This window comes from Streptomyces sp. NPDC005728, from assembly GCF_040630895.1.
Taxonomy (GTDB): Bacteria; Actinomycetota; Actinomycetes; order Streptomycetales; family Streptomycetaceae; genus Streptomyces.
The window spans coordinates 1-19,336 of record NZ_JBEXYL010000099.1 but is presented as its reverse complement, the minus strand read 5'-3'; the positions used below and the strand labels follow the sequence as shown (position 1 = coordinate 19,336).

Genomic DNA, 19,336 nt, shown 5'->3' with positions numbered 1-19,336 from the left:
AAGCGTGATCCTGTCGGTCCGGACTAACGTTCGAGGAAAGGCACGGAAACTTCCCGGGCGGAATTTTCGGGACGGACGGCGGGCGTCAGCGCGGGCAGAGGTGCGGGCTCCACGGGAGCGGGCTCCGCCGGAGCGGGCTCCACGTTCCTGCGCCGCGGCAGCAGGGGCCGTACGACACGCCTCGACAGCAGGGACCGTACGACGTACTCCGGCAGCAGGGACCGTACGGCGGCCCGCACTTGCTCTCCGCGGCCGCGCAGGAGGCCCAGCACGATCGCGGTGCCCACCGCGATCAGGTGCTCCCGGCCCGCGAGGTTCGGGACCGCGATGGACTCCCACACCATGGAGCCGCCGGTCAACATGAACACCACAGGGGCACGCCGGACGACCGCCAGATAGGTGAACAGGCCCACGACGGCCGCCGAGGGTCCGGTGTCGAGCACCGCCCCGCACTCGGGCGGCAGTCCGAACCCCCACCAGCCCGGGCCGAGCGCGATCATCAGGCGGGCGGTGAAGGTGCCGGCCAGGGTGGTGACGTAGGCGATGGCCAGCGTCCGGCGCCTGCCGAGGGCCAGTTCGGCGAGTGCGAAGGCCAGGAACAGCTGGGTGATGCCCGCCCATACCGGCAGGTCCAGTGCCGGGACGTACAGCGACACCGGGGTGCGCAGCAGGGACAGCCACAGCGGCAGGTCGGCCTTGACGCCGCCGAGCCTCGTCACCCACAGTGCTCCGGTCGGCCGCTGGGCGAGATCGTGGAAGAAGATGACGCCGAAGGCGGCGACGAACGCCAGCACCAGTCCGGACAATCCGCGCCGCGTGAGCCGTCGCAGCGGGTCGACGACGATGGCGTGCCACTCCGCCCGCAGTGTCCGCCCGGTGAACCAGGTGAGGCGCGCGAGCAGGGCACGGACCTGGTCCGCAGACCCGGCGGCGCTCCCCTCGACGCTCATGAGGCACGGCAGCCCGTCGCCGCCCGCTCCCCCGACACGTACACCGCCCCCTTCGCCCCGCTTCCGGCGCCTCCGACCCCTCCGCGCGGGCCGCCCGACCCGGCGCTCACAGTTCAGCGAGCGGGGGGCCGGTCGTCAAGATTCATCCGCCCTGCGCCGCCGTGACAAGAATCGGGCGCACCGGAGGCAACCTGTCCGGCTTCGGAATCGTCGCCCCATCGGAGGCGAGGTGGGTCAGAGGGTCCCGAGGCGCCCGGTTCATGACCAAGGACGCCCAAGGCACACGTTCGACCGTTCACTCTATGGAATGACACCGGAATCTCTCAGATTCGATCACCAACTCTCGTATAGTGACCGGCAGTTCACTCTCGATAGTCACTCGACTTCGTACGCGCCCCTGCTCGACCCCCTGTCGCGAGGACCAGACCGGACCGATGACCGCGCCCACGCATCCCGGCGACCGACCTTCCCTCCGCACGCTCGCTTCCGCCCTCGCCGCGTCCGGTGTGCTGTCGGCACTCGCGCTCTTCGCGGCCGTGTCCACCGCGCCGGACGCCGTGCGCGCACCGCTCGTCTGGGGTGGGGGTACGGCGGCGGTGGTGCTCTGTGCGGCCGTGACCGCGGCAGCCCACTCGGGGCACGCCGCGCGCGACAGACGGCGCAGACTGGAGAGCGCGACGCGGGACATCGGCCGACTCCTCCAGCAGCAGGCCCACGCGTCCGAGGAGACACGCCGTGAACAGCAGCGGTTCATCGACGAACTTGCCGGACAGCAGGCGGAGTTCGCGGCCGAGCAGGCCCGGGTCACCGAGGCGGGCACAGCGGAGCTGGACCGGCTGCGCCGCGAACGCAACGGGCTGGCCGAGGAGTTGGAGCGGGCCCGGCGCGAGCGGGCCACGGCGCTCGCCTCGACCTCCCACACCGCCGCCCGTCTGCAGGCGCTCGCCACGGCGACCCTCGCCGATCTGCGCGCGATGGAGGACCGGCACACCGACGAGGACGTCCTCGCCAACCTTCTCCACCTGGACCATCGCACCGCCCAGGCCGGCCGGCTCGCCGACTCCATCGCCGTACTGACCGGGGCGCGTTCGGGGCGCCGGTGGGCGCGGCCCATCGGGATGGAGTCCGTGCTGCGCGGTGCGATGGGCAGGATCGCCGGCTACCAGCGGGTGCGGATCCACTCGGTCGGCGAGGCCGCCGTCGCCGGACACGCTGCCGAGGGCGTGATGCACGCGCTCGCCGAACTCCTGGACAACGCGGCGAACTTCTCGCCCCCGACGGCCGAGGTGCACGTCTACGTCGAGGTGGTGCCGGCCGGGGTCATCGTGTCCGTGGAGGACAGCGGCCTGGTGATGGGGGACGTGCAACTGCGCCGTGCCGAGCGGGCGGTCGCCGGTGACGTCTCGGAGCTGGGCGGTCTGACCGGCACCCGGCTCGGGCTCGCCGTGGTCGGCCGGCTCGCCCGCAAACACGGCCTGAAGGTGTCCTTCCGGCCGTCGGCACGCGGAGGCACGGGCGTGCTGATGCTCATCCCGCAGGAGATCCTCACTGGCCCCGCCATGCCCCGGCCAGCGGCTGCCGCGACGGCAAGGCCGGCCGACCCGACCGCTCCCTCCGGGCCGACCACTCCTGCGGACCCCGCTCCGGTCCACGAGTTCCCCGCGCCGACCGCCGACGAGGGTTCCGACGGCCCGGCCGGGCTGCCCAGGCGGCGACGCGGCCGCACCCTCGCCGAGGCCGAACGGTTCCGGTCGGCACCCCGGTCCGCCGAACAGCGGCCCGCACCGGGCACCGCCGAGGCCCGCGTCACCCGCTTCCACACCTTCCGCAAGTCCGTCCGCCCCACCACCGCGCCCGACCACCAGTCCGGACCGGGCCAGGCCACACCCCCACGGGACGCCCCTCCGAACACCCAGCCACCGGCCTCCGCCCACGACACCGCACCGGACAACCCCTCAACAGCCTCCGCCCACGGCACGGTGCCGGACACCCACACACCCGCCTCCGCCCACCGCACGGTGCCGGACAGCCCGTCAACGGCCTCCACCCACAACACCACGCCGAACAACCCCTCAACGCCCTCCGCCCGCGCCCACAGCACCGTGCCGGACAACCGCTCGGCCGGCTCGCTGCGTGGCAGCGCCTCCCCTGCCGCCGCCGGACGCCCTGCCACCTCCGCGCGCGACACCACCCCGGGCGACCACACGGCCGCACCTCCAGACAACGGTCCGGCCGCACCCCCTCACCACGCCGCTGAGAACGCCGCTGAGCCCGAGCACGGCTCGCCCGCCTCCTCTCCCTCTCACTCGCACGCGCACCCGGAAGGCGACGCCACTTCATGACCGGCCCGAGCACCGCCGACGACACGCTCACCTGGCTCCTGGAGGGCCTGTTGGAGAGGACTCCGGGGACGCGGCACGCGCTCGTGCTGTCCCGGGACGGGCTGAAGCTGTGCCGCTCCCCGGAGTTGAGCGTGGACCGGGCCGACCAGCTCGCCGCGATCGCCGCCGGGATCCAGTCACTGTCGCGCGGGGCGTCGGTCGAGTTCGGCGACGGCAGCGGAGGCGTGCGCTCGGCGATGGCCGAGTTCTACGGGGGTGTGCTGTTCATCGTCGAGGCGGGCCAGGGCGCCCACCTGGCCGTGGTGGCGACGGAGGACGCGGACGCCGGCGTCGTCGGGCACACCATGAGCGAGCTGGTCGAGCAACTCGGCGAGCATCTGACCGCACTGCCCCGTACGTCATGAGCCGCCCCGGCAGGGACGACGCTCCCGACCGTCTCTACACCCTCACCCAGGGCCGCACCAGGGGCGGCCCCGACAACCCCTTCGACCTGGTCACGCTGGTCGTCGCCGAGTCGGAGCCGGTGGCGGGCATGCAGTCGGAGCACGCGGCGATCCTGCGGATGACCGAGTTCCCCGCCTCGGTGGTCGAGATCGCCGCCGAGCTGCGCCTGCCCGTCGGCATCACCAAGGTGCTGCTGTGCGACCTGCTCACGGCGGGCCGCGTCAGCGCCCGCCATCCGCGTCGTCTGGCCATCGCGGACCCCGCCATCCTGGAGCAGGTGATCGTTGGACTCCGCAACCTCTGACGCGCGCGACCGGCACACCCGTCCGTCCCCGCCTGCGGCCCTGCCCCGACAGGAGTTCGTGTGACCCCCGACGCCGTCCCGCTGACCGGACCCCGGTTCCGGACCGAACCCGCCCGTCTGTACCGGGAGATGCGGCGCGACCACGGCGCCGTGGTCCCGGTGCTGCTCGACGGTGACGTCCCGGCCTGGCTGGTGCTGGGCTACCGCGAGCTGCACCAGGTGACCGGCGATCCGGTGCTGTTCAGCCGGGACTCCGACCTGTGGAACCAGTGGGGGAACATCCCCGCCGACTGGCCGCTGCTGCCGATGATCGGCCGCCAGCAGCCGTCGATCCGCTACACCGTCGGCGAACGGCACCGGCAGCGCGCCGCGATGATCGGCAACGCGCTGGAGTCGGTGGATCCCCTCGAACTGCGGGGCCACGCCGAGCGGTTCGCGGACGAGCTGATCGACGCGGTCTGCGCCGCGGGCGAGACCGATCTGGTCGCGCACTACGCGCTGCTGCTGCCGGTGCGGGTCATCACCCGGCTGTTCGGCTTCCCGGACGAGGACGGGCCCGGTCTGGTCACGGCCCTCAACGACATGATCGACGGCCGGGAGCGGGCGCTCACCGGACAGGCCCATCTGGCCGCCTCCATCGGGCAGTTGCTCGCCGAGCGCAGGAAGGAGCCGGCGCGCGACGTGGTCTCCCGGATGCTCGCCGACGACGGCGGGTTCACGGACGAGGAGATCGCGCAGGACCTGATGGTGATGATGGCGGCCGGGCACCAGCCGACCGCCGACTGGATCGGCAACTCGCTCAGGCTGATGCTCACCGACGACCGGTTCGCCGCCTCCCTGTTCGGCGGCCGCAGCAGTGTCGCCGAGGCGATGAACGAGGTGCTGTGGGAGGACACGCCCACCCAGAACGTGGCCGGCCGCTGGGCCGCCCGCGACACCCGCCTCGGCGACCGCGGCATACGCGCCGGCGACCTGCTGCTGCTCGGTCTGCAGGGCGCCAACTCCGATCCGCAGGTCCGCACCGACCCCTCCGCGCTGACCGGGGGCAACCACGCGCACTTCTCGTTCGGGCACGGCGAGCACCGCTGTCCGTTCCCGGCGCAGGAGATCGCCGAGGTGATCGCACGGACCGCCATCGAGGTCGTCCTGGACCGGCTGCCCGACGTCGACCTGGCGGCGCCCGCCGACTCCCTCGCCCGCCGCCCCTCGCCCTGGCTGCGCGGGCTGACCGAGTTGCCCGTGCGGTTCACCCCGACCTCTGCCCCGGGTGGCACGCCACGATGACGACCGGAACCGAAGAAGCCCGGATCGCCCTCGACCCCTTCGTCACCGACCTGGACGTCGAGAGCGCGGCGCTGCGCGCGGCGGGCCCGCTCGCCGCCGTGGAACTGCCGGGCGGCGTCCCGGTCTGGGCCGTCACCCACCACGCGGAGGCCGGGGCGCTGCTCACCGACCCGCGTCTGGTGAAGGACATCGACGTCTGGGGCGCCTGGCAGCGGGGCGAGATCCCGGCGGACTGGCCGCTGATCGGCCTCGCCGACCCGGGCCGCTCCATGCTCACCGTGGATGGCGCCGATCACCGCCGCATGCGCACGCTGGTCGCGCAGGCGCTCACCCCGCGCCGGGTCGTGCGGTTGCGGGAACGGATCGAGAAGCTGGCGCAGGACCTGCTCGACGCGCTGCCCACCGGCGCGGAGGCCGTGGACCTCAAGGCGGCCTTCGCCTACCCGCTGCCCATGTACGTGGTCGCCGACCTCATGGGCATCGAGGAGGCGCGGCTGCCCCGGCTGAAGGTGCTGTCCGAGAACTTCTTCTCCACGCAGACCCCGCCCGCGGAGGTCGTCGCGACCCTCACCGAGCCGGCGCGGATCACGGCGGAGACGGTGGCGGCGAAGCGGGCCGAGCCGGGCGACGACCTGACCAGTGCCCTGATCCTGGCCTCCGAGGACGGCGACCACCTGACGGACGAGGAGATCGTCTCCACCCTCCAGCTGATGGTCGCGGCCGGCCACGAGACCACGAGCTCCCTGATCGTGAACGCCATGGTCAACCTGTCCGCCCACCCCGACCACCTGTCCGCCCGCCCCGACCAGAGGGAGCTGGTGCTGTCCGGGGAGGCGGAATGGCCGGCGGTGATCGAGGAGACGCTGCGCCACGCCACCCCGACCTCGCACGTCCTGATCCGCTTCGCGGCCGAGGACGTGCCGGTGGGTGACAAGGTGATCCCGGCCGGGGACGCGCTGATCGTGTCGTACGGTGCGATAGGCCGCGACGAGAACGCGCACGGCCCGCGCGCCGGCGAGTTCGACATCACGCGGGAGTCGAGGAACCGTCACATCTCCTTCGGACACGGCCCGCACGTGTGCCCCGGCGCGACGCTGTCCCGTCTGGAGGCGGGCGTCGCGCTGCCCGCCCTGTACGCCCGCTTCCCCGGCCTGGAGCCGGCGGTGCCTGCCTCGGAGCTGCGAAACAAGCCGGTGGTGACGCAGAACGACCTGTTCGAGCTGCCCGTCCGTCTGAACGGCTGAGTTGACTTCGAGTGCGCTCCAAGTCATAGCGTCGCAGACATCCCGGCGCACGAAGGCCAGGCCCGCCCGGCTTCCCCCACGGGATGCCGGGTGCCGCAATCCGTCGCTGGATGGATGAGGGGCTTCGTGCCGTCGGCAATGACGATCCATCGTGCAGGAAAGGCTGGGACACGACATGCGACAGCGCAGTCTGCGGGACCTCCAGGTATCGGCCATCGGCCTCGGGTGCATGGGTATGTCCGCCTTCTACGGCACCACGGACCAGGACGAGGGCATCGCGACGATCCGGCGTGCCCTGGAACTCGGCATCGACTTCCTCGACACCGCACAGCTGTACGGCCCGCTCACCAACGAGTCGCTGGTGGGCGAGGCGATCCGGGGACACCGCGACGAGTACGTGATCGCCACCAAGTTCAACTACCGGATGGATGACGCCGTGCCGGGCGACATGAGCACGATCGGCCGGCAGGACGGCTCAGCGGAGCATGTCCGCAGCTCCGTGCACGGCTCGCTGGAGCGGCTCGGCACGGACCGCATCGACCTGTACTACCAGCACCGGGTCGACCCCGAGGTGCCCATCGAGGAGACGGTGGGCGCACTGGCCGAGCTGGTCACCGAAGGCAAGGTCCGGTACATCGGACTGAGCGAGGCGAGCGCGGAGACCATCCGGCGCGCCCATGCCGTCCATCCGGTCACCGCGGTGCAGAGCGAGTACTCGCTGTGGTCGCGGGACGTGGAGGCCGAGGTGCTGCCCGCCTGCCGGGAACTCGGCATCGGTTTCGTCCCCTACTCGCCGCTCGGCCGCGGTTTCCTCGCCGGGCGCTTCTCCTCCCCCGACGAGCTGGACGAGAACGACTACCGCCGTACCAGCCCCCGCTTCACGGACGCCAACGTCGAGGCGAACCTCCGGCTGGCGGCGAAGGTGAAGGAGATCGCCGCGGAGAAGGGCGTGACCCCGGCCCAGCTGGCCATCGCCTGGGTGCTGGCGCAGGGTGAGGACCTGGTCCCGATCCCGGGGACCAAGCGCCGTACCTACCTGGAGCAGAACGCGGCCGCGGTCGACATCGAGCTGACCAAGGAGGACCTCGCCCGCATCGACGCGGAGCTGCCCGAGGCGGCGGGCGAGCGCTACGACGAGGCCGGGATGCGGTCGGTGAACCGCTAGCGTCGCCGCCATGAGGGTCCCCTGCCGTGCGGGCAGGGGACCCTGCGCGTCGTACGAGCGCGTCCGTGGGCCGGCGGCCCGGTCAGGCCGCCGGTTCGCGGGCCGTGCGGGCTGCCGTCGCCAGGTCCAGGTCCGTGGTCTCCGGGGCGAGGAACTGGGAGACCAGTCCGCCGACGGCGAGGACGGCGGCGCCGGCGAAGAGCACGAAGCGGGCGCCGAAGTGGTCCAGGCCCATCGGCAGCAGGAAGGTGCCGATGGCGGCGCCGACCCGGCTCATCGCGGTGGCGAAGCCGACGCCCGTGGCGCGCAGGGAGGTCGGGAAGACCTCCAGCGGGTAGACGGCGGTCAGCGCGCTGGAGGCTGCGTTGAGGAAGATGAAGAACAGGAAGCCACCGACGATGACGGGCGTGGACGAGGGCCGCAGCGCGACCAGGGCGAGGCAGCCCGCCGTGATCCAGAAGGGCGGGATCAGCAGTCTGCGGCGGCCGATGCGGTCCACGACCAGACAGCCCACGGTGACGCCGGCGACGGCGGTGAAGGAGTAGACGAGCAACGCCGCGACGGCGTTGTCGCCCATGTTCAGGGCGTCGAAGACCTGGGTCCAGAAGGTGCCGATGGCGAAGTACGGCAGCACCAGGGCGGCCCAGAACACGCTCGCGAAGACCGTGCTGCGCAGGTACCGGCGGCTGAACAGGGCGCGGAACCCGGCGCGTTGGCCCATGGCGCTCTCGTCCAGCTCGGCACGGACGTCGACCTCGATGCCGTACTTGGCGATGAGTTCCTCGGCCTCCTCACGGCGGCCCTTGCTCAGCAGCCAGCGCGCCGACTCCGGGATGCCGCCGCGCAGGGCCACGCAGACCAGGGCGATCACCGCGCTGCTGGCAAGGGTCCAGCGCCAGCCGCCCTGGACGTCGGCGAAGACGGCGCCGACGACCGTGGCGAGGGCGTAGCCGACGTACCAGCTGATCTCGAGGCTGGCGAGCAGGCGGCCGCGGCCCTTGCGGGGTGCGTACTCGGACAGCAGCGGGGCGCCGATGGCGTACTCGCCGCCGATCGCGATGCCCATCACCAGGCGGATGAGGAAGAGCTGGAGGCCGTCGGTGACGAAGAACTGGAGCACCGAGCCGATCAGGAAGATGAGCATGTCCACGAGGAACACGGGGCGCCGGCCGAAGCGGTCGGCGAGCCGGCCGAAGAGCGGGCCGCCGAGGAAGATGCCGATCAGGGGCGAGGCGCCGACCAGGCCCTCCATCACGGTGGACAGGTGCAAGTCGGCGGTGAGGGCGGTCATCGCCATGCCGATGCCGCCGATGATGTAGCCGTCGATGCCCTCGCCGATCTGCGTGGCGAGCTTCAGTTTGGTGTGCAGGCGGCGGCGTTCGCGCAGCAGCTCCGGGGGCGGTGGAGCGTCCGGGAGATCGAACTGGTGTTCAGTCGCAGGCGTCGTTGCCATGAGCGGTCCTTGTCTGGGGACGTGCGGATCCGGGGGACGTACGAAGGGTCAGTCGGTGGGCCAGTCCAGGGCGATGTACTGCGTCTCCAGAAACGCCTCGATGCCCTCGCGGCCGCCCTCCCGGCCGAGGCCGGACTGCTTGACTCCGCCGAAGGGGGCGGCCGGGTCGGACAGCAGGCCCCGGTTGAGCCCGACCATGCCGGCCTCCAGGCGTTCGGCGAGGCGCAGTGCGCGGGCGACGTCGCGGGAGTAGACGTAGGCGGCGAGGCCATGGACGCTCGCGTTGGCTCGGGCGAGGACCTCGTCCTCGTCGGTGAAGGTGGAGAGGGGGGCCACCGGTCCGAAGACCTCCTCGTGGAGGATGCGGGCGTCGTCGGGGACGTCGGTGAGGACCGTCGCGGGGTGGTAGAAGCCGGGGCCGCCGGGCACGGTGCCCTCGACGGCGACCTTCGCGCCGCGTGCGACGGCGTCGTCGACGAGGGAACGGATCTTGTCGACGGCGGCCCGGTTGATCATCGGGCCGAGAGTGACGCCCTCCGCGAGACCGGGTCCGGTGCGTACGGCGGCCATGGCGGCGCCGAACTTCTCGGTGAACTCGGCGGCGACGTCGGCGTGGACGTAGAACCGGTTGGCGGCGATGCAGACCTCGCCGCCGCCGCGCATCTTGGCGTCCATCGCGCCGCGTACGGCGGCGTCGACGTCTGCGTCCGCGCACACGACGAAGGGCGCGTTGCCGCCCAGTTCCATCGTCACGTTGACGACGTTCGCCGCGGCCTGTTCCAGCAGGAGCCGGCCGGTCGCGGTGGAGCCGGTGAAGGAGAACTTGCGCACACGCTGGTCGCCCAGCCAGGCGGAGACGACCTGGGGTGCGCGGTCGGTGGGCAGGACGTTCAGCAGGCCGTCGGGCAGTCCGGCCGCGGCGAGCAGGGCGGCCACCGCGAGCGCGGTGAGCGGGGTCTCGGGGGCCGGCTTGAGCAGGACGGGGCAGCCGGCCGCGAGGGCCGGGGCGATCTTGCGCGTGGCCATGGCGGCCGGGAAGTTCCACGGTGTGACGAACGCGGTGACGCCGACCGGGTGCCTGCGCACGACATGCCGGTAGCCGCCGCCCGGGGCGTCCGCGAAGGAGGACCCGACACGGACGGCCTCCTCGGCGAACCAGCGGAAGAACTCGGCCGCGTAGCCGACCTCGGCGAGCGCGTCCCGGTATGCCTTGCCGTTCTCCAGGACGATCAGCCGGGCCAGCGTCTCGCGGTGCTCCCGCATCAGCCCGAAGGTGTCGTGCAGGATCTCCGAGCGGCGCCGGGCCGGGGTGGCCCGCCAGCCGGCCGCGGCTTCCTGAGCCCCCTCCAGCGCGGCGCGGGCGTCCTCGGCGCCGGCCGCGGACACCCAGCGCACCTGCTCGCCGGTGGCCGGGTCGTACACGGGATAGGTCCGCCCGTCGGCGGCCGGGAGCCAGCGGCCGCCGCGGAACACGTCACCGTCGGCGAGCGGAGCCTTGGCGAGGGCGTCGATGCCGGCGAGGTTCATGAGCTGCTCTTTTCTCCGTTCCGGACGGGGGTCCGTCCGATGCGCGGTGAATTTACGAGCGCGTCATACGGCCGACAAGGCCACTCCGGCGGATCGCAATGGGGGTTGCTGTGAGGGCAACTCCCCGATCAAGGTCGGGAGTACGGCCTCAGGTGAGCCGCGCTCCCGGTGCCGAGGTGCGACGGGGCTCCCAGCCCAGCAGCGTCGACACCCGCGCCGCCGCCCGCGCTGTCGTACGCCCGGCCTCGTCCAGGCGTTCGCCGAGGCGGGACTTGGGTGCGGAGATGTTCAGGGCGGCGACGACCCGGCCGCGGAAGTCCCGTACCGGGGCGGACACACCGACCAGGCCCGCCTCGAACTCCTCGTCGACACCGGCGTATCCGCGCCGCTTGGCCTGCTGGATCAGCGCCCACAGCTCGGGGACGGGCAACTCTCCGGAGGTGCCGAAGCGGACGTACAGCTCGTCGGGTGTGGCGTCGGCCAGCAGGACGCGGCCCGCCGAGGTCTGCCAGGCGGGCACCCCGCGCCCCTCCCAGCCGTGGACGCGGAAGGAGTGACCGGAGACCGAGAGGAGGGTGAGGACCTCACGGTCGCTGAGCACGCACAGGTGGCTGGTCTCCTCGAGGTCGGCCGACAGCGCGTGCATCACCGGCTCCGCGACCCGCACCAGACGGCTTTCGGAGGTACGGGCGACGAGTGAGAACAGGCGCCACCCCAGGCGGTACTCCAGGGTGTCGGGGTCCCGTTCCACGATCCCCTCGGCAGCCAGGGCCTTCAGGGCCCGGGAGATCTGGGTCTTCTCTCGGCCCACCAGCTGGGCCAGCCGGACCACACCGAGGCCGCCGGCGTGCTGGGCCTCGTCGGAGGCGAGGGCCTCCAGCAGATCGATGTCCCGGCGCAGGCCGTGCCCGCGCGCGGGCGAGGAAGTGTCCGTCACGCGCGTCATCCTAGGCGCGTCGTGCGGCAAAAGAACCCCCAGGTCAGCCTAGGAGTTGTCAGGAGAGCAACCGGCATTTCGATTCCCGCGACCGCCTTGCCGACCCCCGGCGCCGGACCTAGATTCGCCGCATCGGGCCGGATGAACTGCTCCGAATGCGAGGTTCGTCCCAGGCCCGCCGTCCCCCATCCCCGAGGTCCAGGAGCTCCGATGTCCGCCGCGGATTCTCCCTCCCGCCCACCCGGCTTCGCCGTGCACGCGCTGATCGGCGAGTCCTTCGTCGGTGCCGGCGCGAACGCCGCGCACACCAACGTCGTGATCGGCCGCAAGGGCGGCCCGGTCGAGACGGCCTGGGCCACCGCGCTGGCCACGCCGAGCGCGGGGCACGTGCCGTTCGTGACCGTCGTACGGCCGTCGGTGCCGGTGAAACCGCTGACGCTGTTCGTGACCAAGGCCGCCGCCGGGAGCGAGCCGCACCAGCGGGCCACCTGGGGCAGTGCCCAGGCGGGCCTCGCGCAGGGCGTCGCGGACGCGGTGGCCGAGGGGCTGATCCCGGCCGAGGAGGTGGAAGAGCTGCTGGTCATCGCGGCGGTGTGGGTCAACCCGGCGGTCGACGACCTGGACCTCTCCTTCCGGAACCAGCGGACCGCCGCGTACGGAGCGATCCGCGCGGCCGTGACGCGGACGCCGTCGGTCGCCGACGTCCTGGCCGCCGCCGAGGAGGGTCCGGCGAACCCCTTCTACACGCCCGCCCCCGAGGTGCTCGCCGCCTCCGCGCCCGGGGCGGTGGCGCGTTGAAGATCACCGACATCACGCTGGACCGGCTGCGGCTGGAGCTGGACCCGCCCTTCCGCGCGGCCTGGGACCCCGAGCCGCGTCGCCACTTCGACGCCACGATCGTGCGCGTGCACACCGACGAGGGCGTCACGGGCATCGGCTCCGGCGACCTCATGGACGGGTTCGACGGCTACAGGCACCTGTTCGTCGGCGAGGACCCGCTCGACATCACCCGGCATGTGAAGGCCATCGAGACGGCGAACTTCCACGGCGCCTACTACTGGCCGCTGGAGGCGGCCCTGTGGGACGTCATCGGCAAGGTGCACGGCCGTCCCGTCGCCGAACTCTTCGGCAACGCGGCCAAGAAGCTGCCCGCCTACGCCTCCTCCGGAGAGCTGAAGTCGCCCGAGGAGCGGGTCGCGACCGCGCTGAAGGTACGAGCAGCGGGGTTCAGGGCGATGAAGATCCGTATCGACCGCAACCGCGTCGAGGACGGCATCGCGGCGGTCAGGGCCGTACGCGAGGAACTGGGCGACGACTTCGAGATCATGGTCGACCTCAACCAGTCCTGGCGCATGGCGGGCGACACCGCCCACGCGTCCGACCTCGCCAAGACCCGGAAGATCGTCGCCCGGCTCGCGGAGCTGGACGTGTTCTGGGTCGAGGAGCCGCTGCCGTACGCGGATCTGGACGGCTTCAAGCGGTTGCGTGCCGAGAACCCGGGGGTGCGCATCGCGGCCGGGGAGATGCACCACTCCCCCACCGAGCTGCTGCGCTACCTCGAAGAGGACGCGCTCGACATCTACCAGATGGACGTGGTGCTCGCGATCGGCATGCACCGCGCCCGGACCCTCGCCGAACTGGCACAGCTGAAGCACCGTCAGTTCACTCCGCACAGCTGGACGAACGGCATCGGCGTGCTCGCCAACCTGCACGTCTCGGCGGGTGTCGGCGGCGGTCCCTACTTCGAATTCCCCTACGACCCGCCCGGCTGGACCCCCGAGCGCCGTGACTTCATGCTCGCCGAGCCGCTGCGGGTCGACGCCGACGGATGTCTCGAGGTGCCGGACCGGCCCGGTCTCGGTGTCGAACTGGACGAGGACGCGATCGACCGCTGGAGGGTGAAGTGACCTACACCATCGAGGAGTTGCTCGGCCGCTCGTACGACGAGTGGCGGGCGGCGGCCGACAAGCTCGTCTTCGAGGCCCGCCCCTTCATCGACGGCGCGTTCACGGACGCGACCTCCGGCGACACCTTTGCTAGCGTCTCGCCGCGCGACGGCCGGGTACTGACCGAAGTGCGGGCCGCTTCGGCGGCGGACGTCGACCGGGCGGTACGGTCCGCTCGCACTGCCTTCGAGGACGGGCGCTGGCGTGACCTCGCACCCAAGGAGCGCAAGCGGATCCTGCTGCGCTGGGCGGAGCTGATCCGCGCCGACGCCGAGGAGCTGGCGCTGCTCGACACACTGGAGATGGGCAAGCCCATCACCGAGTCGCTGCGGGTGGACGTGGCCAAGGCCGCGGAGACGATCGCCTGGTACGCCGAGGCCGTCGACAAGACGTACGACGAGGTCGCGCCGACGCCGGGCGACGCGCTCGCGCTGATCACCCGGGAGCCGCTCGGTGTCGTCGGTGCCGTCGTGCCGTGGAACTACGCGCTGCTGATCGCCAGTTGGAAGCTGGGCCCGGCGCTCGCCACCGGCAACAGCGTCGTGCTGAAGCCCGCCGAGCAGACCTCCCTCGCCACGCTGCGGCTGGCCGCGCTCGCCACCGAGGCGGGGCTGCCGGACGGGGTGCTGAACGTGGTCCCGGGCCGGGGCGAGGTCGCCGGGCAGGCGCTCGGCCGGCACCCCGATGTCGACAAGATCGCCTTCACGGGCTCGGCGGAGGTCGCCCGGCTCTTCCAGGTGTACGCGGGCGAGTCCAACGGCAAGCAGGTCGCCGTCGAGGCCGGCGGCAAATCGCCCCAACTGGTCCTGGCGGACGCCGACATCGAGGCCGCCGCCTCCGCCGTGGCCTGGGGGATCTTCTACAACGCGGGACAGACCTGCAACGCGGGCTCGCGCGTCGTCGTGCACGCCTCCGCCAAGGACGAACTCCTCGCCGCGGTACGCCGGATCACCGCGGAGACCTTCCGGGTCGGTGACCCGCTCGACCCGGCGACGGTGCTGGGCCCGATCGTCGACGAGGCCCAGCTCGCCAGAATCCTCGGCTACATCGAGCGAGGCACCCGGGACGGCGCCACCGTGCTGTTCGGCGGCAGCCGTGTCCTGTCCGAGACCGGCGGCAGCTATCTGGAGCCCACGGTGCTCGACGAGGTGGCGAACACCTCGGTCGTCGGGCAGGAGGAGATCTTCGGCCCGGTGCTCGCCGTGGTGTCCTACGACGGCGGTGTCGAGGAGGGCGTACGGCTCGCGAACGAGAGCGACTTCGGGCTCGTCGCCTCCGTGTGGACACGGGACGTGACCGTGGCCCACCGCACCGCGCGCCGGCTGCGGGCCGGCACCGTGTGGATCAACACCTTCGACGCCAGCGACGTGATCACGCCGTTCGGCGGCTTCAAGGCCACCGGCGCGGGACGCGACAAGTCCCTGCACGCGCTGGACGCGTACACCGCGCTCAAGACCACGTGGATCAGCCTCGCCTGAACCGCGGGTCCCCCTCCCTCCCCCGTCTCTTCTCACTTCAGCGAGGACACCTGATGAGGATCGGTTTCATCGGTCTGGGCAACATGGGACGCCACATGGCCCGGCACCTGATCCACGCGGGACATCTGGTCACCGTGCACGACACCCGGCCCGAGTCCGCCGTGGACCATCTCGCCCTCGGCGCGCGCTGGGCGGACTCCCCCGCCGACTGCGCCCGGGATGCCGAGTTCCTGATCACCATGCTGCCCGACCCGCGCATCGTCGAGGACGTGCTGCTGCGCGGCGGGGCGGCCGGGGCGCTGCCCGAGGGCGCGCTGTGGATCGACATGTCGACGTCGACGCCGGCGGCCGCGGAGCGCGTCGCGACCGAGGTACTGGACGGGCGCGGTGTGCGGCGGCTGGACGCGCCGGTCAGCGGGATGGCCCGGGGTGCCGAGGCGGGCACACTGCAGATCTTCGCAGGCGGCGCGGACGACGACTTCCGTATCGCGCTGCCCGTCTTCGAGGCCATCGGCGATACGGACCGCATCCTGCACGTCGGCCCGCCGGGCGCCGGCTACACCGTCAAGCTGATGATCAACCTGTTGTGGTTCAGCCACCTGGTCGCCACCAGCGAGGTCCTCGCGATGGGCGTCAAGGCGGGCGTCGACCTGGGCGTGCTGCGCAACTCCCTGCTGGCGTCCCCGGCGGCGTCGAACTTCCTCGAGAACGACCTCATGTGCGTGCTCGCCGACGGCGACTACGACGACTCCTTCGCCATGGCGCTGGCCTGCAAGGACCTCGGGCTCGCCGTCGACCTCGGCCGCGACCTCGGTGTCTCCACGGAACTGTCGGCACTCGTCGAGCAGATCTACCGCCGCGCCAAGGCCCAGCACGGCGATCTCGCGGGCGAGATGACCCCGGTCCGCCTCTACGAGGCGCTGGCGGGGCGGGAGTTCAGGCTGCCGCATCCCGCGGCCGCGCTCGACAGCGCGGCTCTGCCGGTCTGAAGCCCTCCGGCATGTTCAGGAGCCAGCCCCCACGACCCGCTCAGGAGCCGCACCCATGACCGACCGCCCCGCCCACGTCAGCATCGACACCGTCTGCCGCGTCGAGTTCGGCCCCGGCCGCATCGACCGGCTGCCCGAACTCATCGCGGCCACCGGCCACCAGCGTGCCCTCCTCGTCACCGACCGGGGCCTGCGGGCGGCCGGTGTCGCCGAGCGCGTCCTGAAGATCCTCGACGCGGCGGACGTGGAGTACGCCGTGTACGACGAGGTGGCGCCGAACCCGTCCACCGGCAACGTCGACGCGGGAGCCGCCCGCGCCCGCGCCTTCGGTCCGGCCGTCGTCATCGCGCTCGGCGGCGGCTCGGTGCTGGACGCCGCGAAGGGCATCGCCCTGCTGGTCGGCAATCCGGACGCGGCCGCCGCCGACGCGGACCGGCTGTGGGAGGCGGCCGACGGGCTGCCCCTCATCGCGGTTCCCACCACCTCCGGGACGGGCGCCGAGACCAACGGCTTCGGTGTCATCGAGGACGCCGCGGCCTGCCGCAAGGTGTACATCGGCCACCCGTCCGTCAAGCCGCGCGTCGCCCTGCTCGACCCGGAGCTGACGCTCGGCCTGCCGCCGGCTGCGACCGCGGCGACCGGCATCGACGCGCTCGTCCACGGCATCGAGTCGCTCGCCTCGCGCGGCGCGAACCCGTTCTCCGTGGCGTACGCCGCGCAGGCGGTCGGCATGGTCAGCCGTGCCCTGCCGCTCGCCCACCGGGACGGCACGGATCTGGACGCGCGCGCCGAGCTGATGATGGGCGCGCATCTCGCGGGCCAGGCCCTGACCCTGTCCGGACTCGGCCTCGTCCACGGCATCGGACACGCGCTGACGGCCCACACCGGCACCCCGCACGGAGTCGCGCTGGCCGCGGTCCTGGAGGAGATCATGGAGTTCAGCGCGCCGGCGGCCCGGGAGGCGTACGAGCAGGTCGCCCGGGCGATGCGGGTGGCCCCGCCGCCCGACGGCGACTGGGGCCGGGCCGCGGTGGCGGCGGTACGGGAGATCTCCGGGGCGCTGGACGTCAAGCGCCCGCTGCGCGATCTGGGCGCCGACCGCGCACTGCTCCCGGCGATCGCCGCCGGCGCGCTGGCGGACGCGGTGACCAAGAACGCACCGCGGCTGCCGGAGGAGGCGGAGGTGCTGGAGATCCTCACGAGGGTGTACGAGCCGGTGCGCTGAGGGGCGCCGATCAGGCTGATGATCAGATCGGTCAGGGAGAGGACGGGCATGCCCACCGAGTCGACCGGCAGGCACTGCGCCCCGCCCGAGCATGTCCTCGGTCACGGGCTGGTGGGCGAGCTGGAAGATGATGTCGACGTCCTGCCCGGCGCAGGCGGCCTTCAGCAGCCGGTCCCCCGGCGAGGTGCGCACCTGGAGACGGGCCTCGCGCAGGGCTGCCGACCAGCGCGAACGACTGTCCTCCCCGTTGTGCGTCATGGCCGCTCCCTTCAGGCACCCGACACCCCCGCAGGCCCGGACACTCCGGGGCCCTTCGGGTACTCTGCGTGGCCCGCACCGACTCCTCCGTGTGACGTGCGCCGCGTCCGGGCGCACTCTTATAGGCATGAGGCCCCGGCTGAAGGGTGCGGGTCCGCGATCGCCCTGGCAGTCGTCGCATGCGCTGCTGTTGCTGCCGATCGCGCTGATCGTGGTGATCACGGTGGTGGACATCCGCTCCCCCGAGAGCATCCATCTGGGTCCGGCGCTCGTCATCGCCCCGGCACTCACACCCTCGTTCGCCGGCCCCCGCACCACGGGGCTCGTCGGCGCGCTGGCGGTGGCCGCCCAGGCGATTATCGGCGTCTACCACGGCGGGCTGACCACGTCGAACCACGTCGTGCAGATCGTCACGCTCGCGGTGCTCTCGGTGATGGTCGTGGTCTACAGCGCGGTACGGGAGCGCCGCCAGGCTCAGTTGGCGCAGGTCCGCACGGTCGCCGAGGCCGCACAGACCGTGCTGATGTGGCCGCTGCCCGAGCACATCGGGCCGCTGCGGATCGCCTCGCTGTATCTGGCCGCCGAGGACGAGGCACAGATCGGCGGGGACCTGTACGCGGCGACCCGGAGCGCCGACACGGTGCGGGTTCTGATCGGGGACGTGCGCGGCAAGGGGCTGCCGGCCATCGGGGAGGCGGCCCTGCTGCTCGGCGCGTTCCGGGAGAGCGCGCACCGGAACATTCCGCTGGTGGACCTGGCCACCACGCTGGACCAGAGCATCAGCCGTTACGCGGCGGAGCTGGAGACACCGGAGGAGGCGGGCGAGCGCTTCGCCACCGCCCTGCTGGTGGAGATCCCGGACCGGGATCAGATCACCCTGATGACCAGTTGCGGCCATCCCCCGCCGCTGCTGCTGAGCCCGGGGCACGCGGTCTCGGTACCGAGCCTGCACCCGTCGCCGCCGCTCGGGGTGCACAGTGCCACGGACCACACACTGGACGTGTTCTCCTTCGAGCCCGGTGACACGCTGCTGCTGTACACCGACGGCGTCGTCGAGGCCCGGGACGCGCGCGGCCGTTTCTATCCGCTGGCGGAGCGGGTCGCGCGCTGGACGGACGACAGTCCGGAGGCGCTGATGCACCATGTGCGGCGCGACCTGCTTGCCCACGTGGGCGGCCGCCTGGACGACGACGCCGCGCTCATCGCCCTGCACCGGACCCCCGTCGACCGCCGTCGCCACCACCACGGCCGGACGGTCGGTGCCGAGAGCCTGCGGCACGGATCCGGGCCCCGGTCCCCAACGGGGTGAGGTCCCGGAGGGCGTGCGCGTGCCCGGGCTGCGCGGCCCGCGCCCGGGCCCCCAGGACGGGCTCTCGGCGGTCGGACACGGCGCGGGCGTGGGTGACGACATGCGGCGTGACCTGATCGAATCTGATGTCGTTGACCCGGCTATGAAGAAGATCAGCGCGCTCGCCGCGCTCACCATGACCGGTCTCGCGCTCGCAGCCCCGGCCCACGCCGACAATGACAGCACCGTCGGCCCCGGCACCAAGGGCGCCATCCACACCCACCGGAACCCTCTTGCCACCAACCTCTGCAAGCAGGCTCTCGCGCTCGTCCCGGTGGCCGCGCCGTGGACCGGCGAAGAGGTGGACGACGCCTGCAACAACCGCGATCATCCGGGCAGGGCGTAGCGTCCAGCAGCTCGGCGATGAGCCGGGTGACGCGGTCGGCGTCGGCGTCGACGGTCTCCAGCATCAGCCGCTTCTGGTCGTCGGTGAAGCGTTCCC

17 protein-coding genes and 1 pseudogene are annotated in these 19,336 nt (G+C 72.3%); 13 read left to right on the top strand and 5 right to left on the bottom strand.

The window, feature by feature from the left end:
* Positions 1-23: 23 nt before the first annotated feature.
* On the bottom strand, positions 24-950 hold the full coding sequence (locus tag ABZ471_RS39205; protein WP_359073478.1) for a hypothetical protein: 927 nt from the start codon (positions 948-950) through the stop codon (positions 24-26).
* A gap of 434 nt (positions 951-1,384) precedes the next feature.
* Between ABZ471_RS39205 and ABZ471_RS39200 the strand changes: the two genes are divergently transcribed.
* From ABZ471_RS39200 to ABZ471_RS39175, 6 genes are all read left to right on the top strand, one after another.
* Positions 1,385-3,292 (top strand): ATP-binding protein, encoded by a 1,908-nt coding sequence (locus tag ABZ471_RS39200; RefSeq protein WP_359073476.1) that lies wholly within the window; start codon positions 1,385-1,387, stop codon positions 3,290-3,292.
* The gene (locus ABZ471_RS39195) at positions 3,289-3,696 is read left to right on the top strand and encodes a roadblock/LC7 domain-containing protein (protein ID WP_359073474.1); all 408 of its coding nucleotides are present in this window, start codon (positions 3,289-3,291) and stop codon (positions 3,694-3,696) included. The genes ABZ471_RS39200 and ABZ471_RS39195 overlap by 4 nt, the downstream gene beginning before the upstream one ends.
* Positions 3,693-4,040, top strand: a complete 348-nt coding sequence (locus tag ABZ471_RS39190) for a DUF742 domain-containing protein (RefSeq protein WP_359073472.1) — start codon at positions 3,693-3,695, stop codon at positions 4,038-4,040. The genes ABZ471_RS39195 and ABZ471_RS39190 overlap by 4 nt, the downstream gene beginning before the upstream one ends.
* A gap of 60 nt (positions 4,041-4,100) precedes the next feature.
* Positions 4,101-5,324, top strand: a complete 1,224-nt coding sequence (locus tag ABZ471_RS39185) for a cytochrome P450 (protein ID WP_359073470.1) — start codon at positions 4,101-4,103, stop codon at positions 5,322-5,324.
* A complete protein-coding gene (locus ABZ471_RS39180) occupies positions 5,321-6,568 on the top strand; it encodes a cytochrome P450 (RefSeq protein ID WP_359073469.1) in 1,248 nt (415 codons plus the stop codon). The genes ABZ471_RS39185 and ABZ471_RS39180 overlap by 4 nt, the downstream gene beginning before the upstream one ends.
* Positions 6,569-6,743: 175 nt before the next feature.
* Positions 6,744-7,733, top strand: coding sequence for an aldo/keto reductase (locus tag ABZ471_RS39175; RefSeq protein ID WP_359073468.1), 990 nt, complete (start codon positions 6,744-6,746; stop codon positions 7,731-7,733).
* 82 nt (positions 7,734-7,815) lie between these two features.
* Here ABZ471_RS39175 and ABZ471_RS39170 read toward each other — a convergent pair whose 3' ends face one another.
* The 3 genes from ABZ471_RS39170 to ABZ471_RS39160 all read right to left on the bottom strand — a co-directional run bounded on the left by ABZ471_RS39170 (position 7,816) and on the right by ABZ471_RS39160 (position 11,659).
* A complete protein-coding gene (locus ABZ471_RS39170) occupies positions 7,816-9,186 on the bottom strand; it encodes an MFS transporter (RefSeq protein ID WP_359073467.1) in 1,371 nt (456 codons plus the stop codon).
* 48 nt (positions 9,187-9,234) lie between these two features.
* Entirely contained in the window at positions 9,235-10,713 is a 1,479-nt protein-coding gene (locus ABZ471_RS39165) for an NAD-dependent succinate-semialdehyde dehydrogenase (RefSeq protein WP_359073466.1), read from the bottom strand.
* Between the two features lie 148 nt (positions 10,714-10,861).
* Positions 10,862-11,659, bottom strand: coding sequence for an IclR family transcriptional regulator (locus tag ABZ471_RS39160; protein ID WP_359073464.1), 798 nt, complete (start codon positions 11,657-11,659; stop codon positions 10,862-10,864).
* 201 nt (positions 11,660-11,860) lie between these two features.
* Here ABZ471_RS39160 and fae point away from each other — a divergent pair, with 201 nt between their 5' ends.
* From fae to ABZ471_RS39135, 5 genes are read left to right on the top strand one after another with little or no spacing between them, the layout of a single operon-like run.
* Positions 11,861-12,448 (top strand): formaldehyde-activating enzyme, encoded by a 588-nt coding sequence (gene fae, locus ABZ471_RS39155; RefSeq protein ID WP_359073463.1) that lies wholly within the window; start codon positions 11,861-11,863, stop codon positions 12,446-12,448.
* The gene (locus ABZ471_RS39150) at positions 12,445-13,557 is read left to right on the top strand and encodes a mandelate racemase/muconate lactonizing enzyme family protein (RefSeq protein ID WP_359073461.1); all 1,113 of its coding nucleotides are present in this window, start codon (positions 12,445-12,447) and stop codon (positions 13,555-13,557) included. The genes fae and ABZ471_RS39150 overlap by 4 nt, the downstream gene beginning before the upstream one ends.
* Positions 13,554-15,074, top strand: coding sequence for an aldehyde dehydrogenase (locus ABZ471_RS39145; protein ID WP_359073459.1), 1,521 nt, complete (start codon positions 13,554-13,556; stop codon positions 15,072-15,074). Before ABZ471_RS39150 ends, ABZ471_RS39145 begins: the two co-directional genes overlap by 4 nt.
* Positions 15,075-15,127: 53 nt before the next feature.
* Entirely contained in the window at positions 15,128-16,063 is a 936-nt protein-coding gene (locus ABZ471_RS39140; protein WP_359073457.1) for an NAD(P)-dependent oxidoreductase, read from the top strand.
* 55 nt (positions 16,064-16,118) lie between these two features.
* Entirely contained in the window at positions 16,119-17,288 is a 1,170-nt protein-coding gene (locus tag ABZ471_RS39135; protein WP_359073456.1) for an iron-containing alcohol dehydrogenase, read from the top strand.
* An 11-nt stretch (positions 17,289-17,299) separates the two neighbouring features.
* Here the strand turns inward: ABZ471_RS39135 and ABZ471_RS39130 are convergent.
* Positions 17,300-17,510, bottom strand: a pseudogene (locus tag ABZ471_RS39130) (hypothetical protein); the annotation flags it as partial.
* Between the two features lie 163 nt (positions 17,511-17,673).
* Here ABZ471_RS39130 and ABZ471_RS39125 point away from each other — a divergent pair.
* Together ABZ471_RS39125 and ABZ471_RS39120 are read left to right on the top strand one after the other, a co-directional pair.
* Complete coding sequence (locus tag ABZ471_RS39125) at positions 17,674-18,855, top strand: PP2C family protein-serine/threonine phosphatase (protein WP_359073455.1); 1,182 nt, start codon at positions 17,674-17,676, stop codon at positions 18,853-18,855.
* Between the two features lie 13 nt (positions 18,856-18,868).
* A complete protein-coding gene (locus ABZ471_RS39120; RefSeq protein WP_359073491.1) occupies positions 18,869-19,240 on the top strand; it encodes a hypothetical protein in 372 nt (123 codons plus the stop codon).
* Positions 19,241-19,336: the final 96 nt, after the last annotated feature.

Excerpts from the sequence above, each read along its gene's own strand:
- ABZ471_RS39205 (WP_359073478.1), bottom strand. The coding sequence starts at position 950 with ATGAGCGTCGAGGGGAGCGCCGCCGGGTCTGCGGACCAGGTCCGTGCC.
- ABZ471_RS39200 (WP_359073476.1), top strand. The coding sequence starts at position 1,385 with ATGACCGCGCCCACGCATCCCGGCGACCGACCTTCCCTCCGCACGCTC.
- ABZ471_RS39195 (WP_359073474.1), top strand. The coding sequence starts at position 3,289 with ATGACCGGCCCGAGCACCGCCGACGACACGCTCACCTGGCTCCTGGAG.
- ABZ471_RS39190 (WP_359073472.1), top strand. The coding sequence starts at position 3,693 with ATGAGCCGCCCCGGCAGGGACGACGCTCCCGACCGTCTCTACACCCTC.
- ABZ471_RS39180 (WP_359073469.1), top strand. The coding sequence starts at position 5,321 with ATGACGACCGGAACCGAAGAAGCCCGGATCGCCCTCGACCCCTTCGTC.
- ABZ471_RS39175 (WP_359073468.1), top strand. The coding sequence starts at position 6,744 with ATGCGACAGCGCAGTCTGCGGGACCTCCAGGTATCGGCCATCGGCCTC.
- ABZ471_RS39170 (WP_359073467.1), bottom strand. The coding sequence starts at position 9,186 with ATGGCAACGACGCCTGCGACTGAACACCAGTTCGATCTCCCGGACGCT.
- ABZ471_RS39165 (WP_359073466.1), bottom strand. The coding sequence starts at position 10,713 with ATGAACCTCGCCGGCATCGACGCCCTCGCCAAGGCTCCGCTCGCCGAC.
- ABZ471_RS39160 (WP_359073464.1), bottom strand. The coding sequence starts at position 11,659 with ATGACGCGCGTGACGGACACTTCCTCGCCCGCGCGCGGGCACGGCCTG.
- fae (WP_359073463.1), top strand. The coding sequence starts at position 11,861 with ATGTCCGCCGCGGATTCTCCCTCCCGCCCACCCGGCTTCGCCGTGCAC.
- ABZ471_RS39140 (WP_359073457.1), top strand. The coding sequence starts at position 15,128 with ATGAGGATCGGTTTCATCGGTCTGGGCAACATGGGACGCCACATGGCC.
- ABZ471_RS39135 (WP_359073456.1), top strand. The coding sequence starts at position 16,119 with ATGACCGACCGCCCCGCCCACGTCAGCATCGACACCGTCTGCCGCGTC.
- ABZ471_RS39125 (WP_359073455.1), top strand. The coding sequence starts at position 17,674 with ATGAGGCCCCGGCTGAAGGGTGCGGGTCCGCGATCGCCCTGGCAGTCG.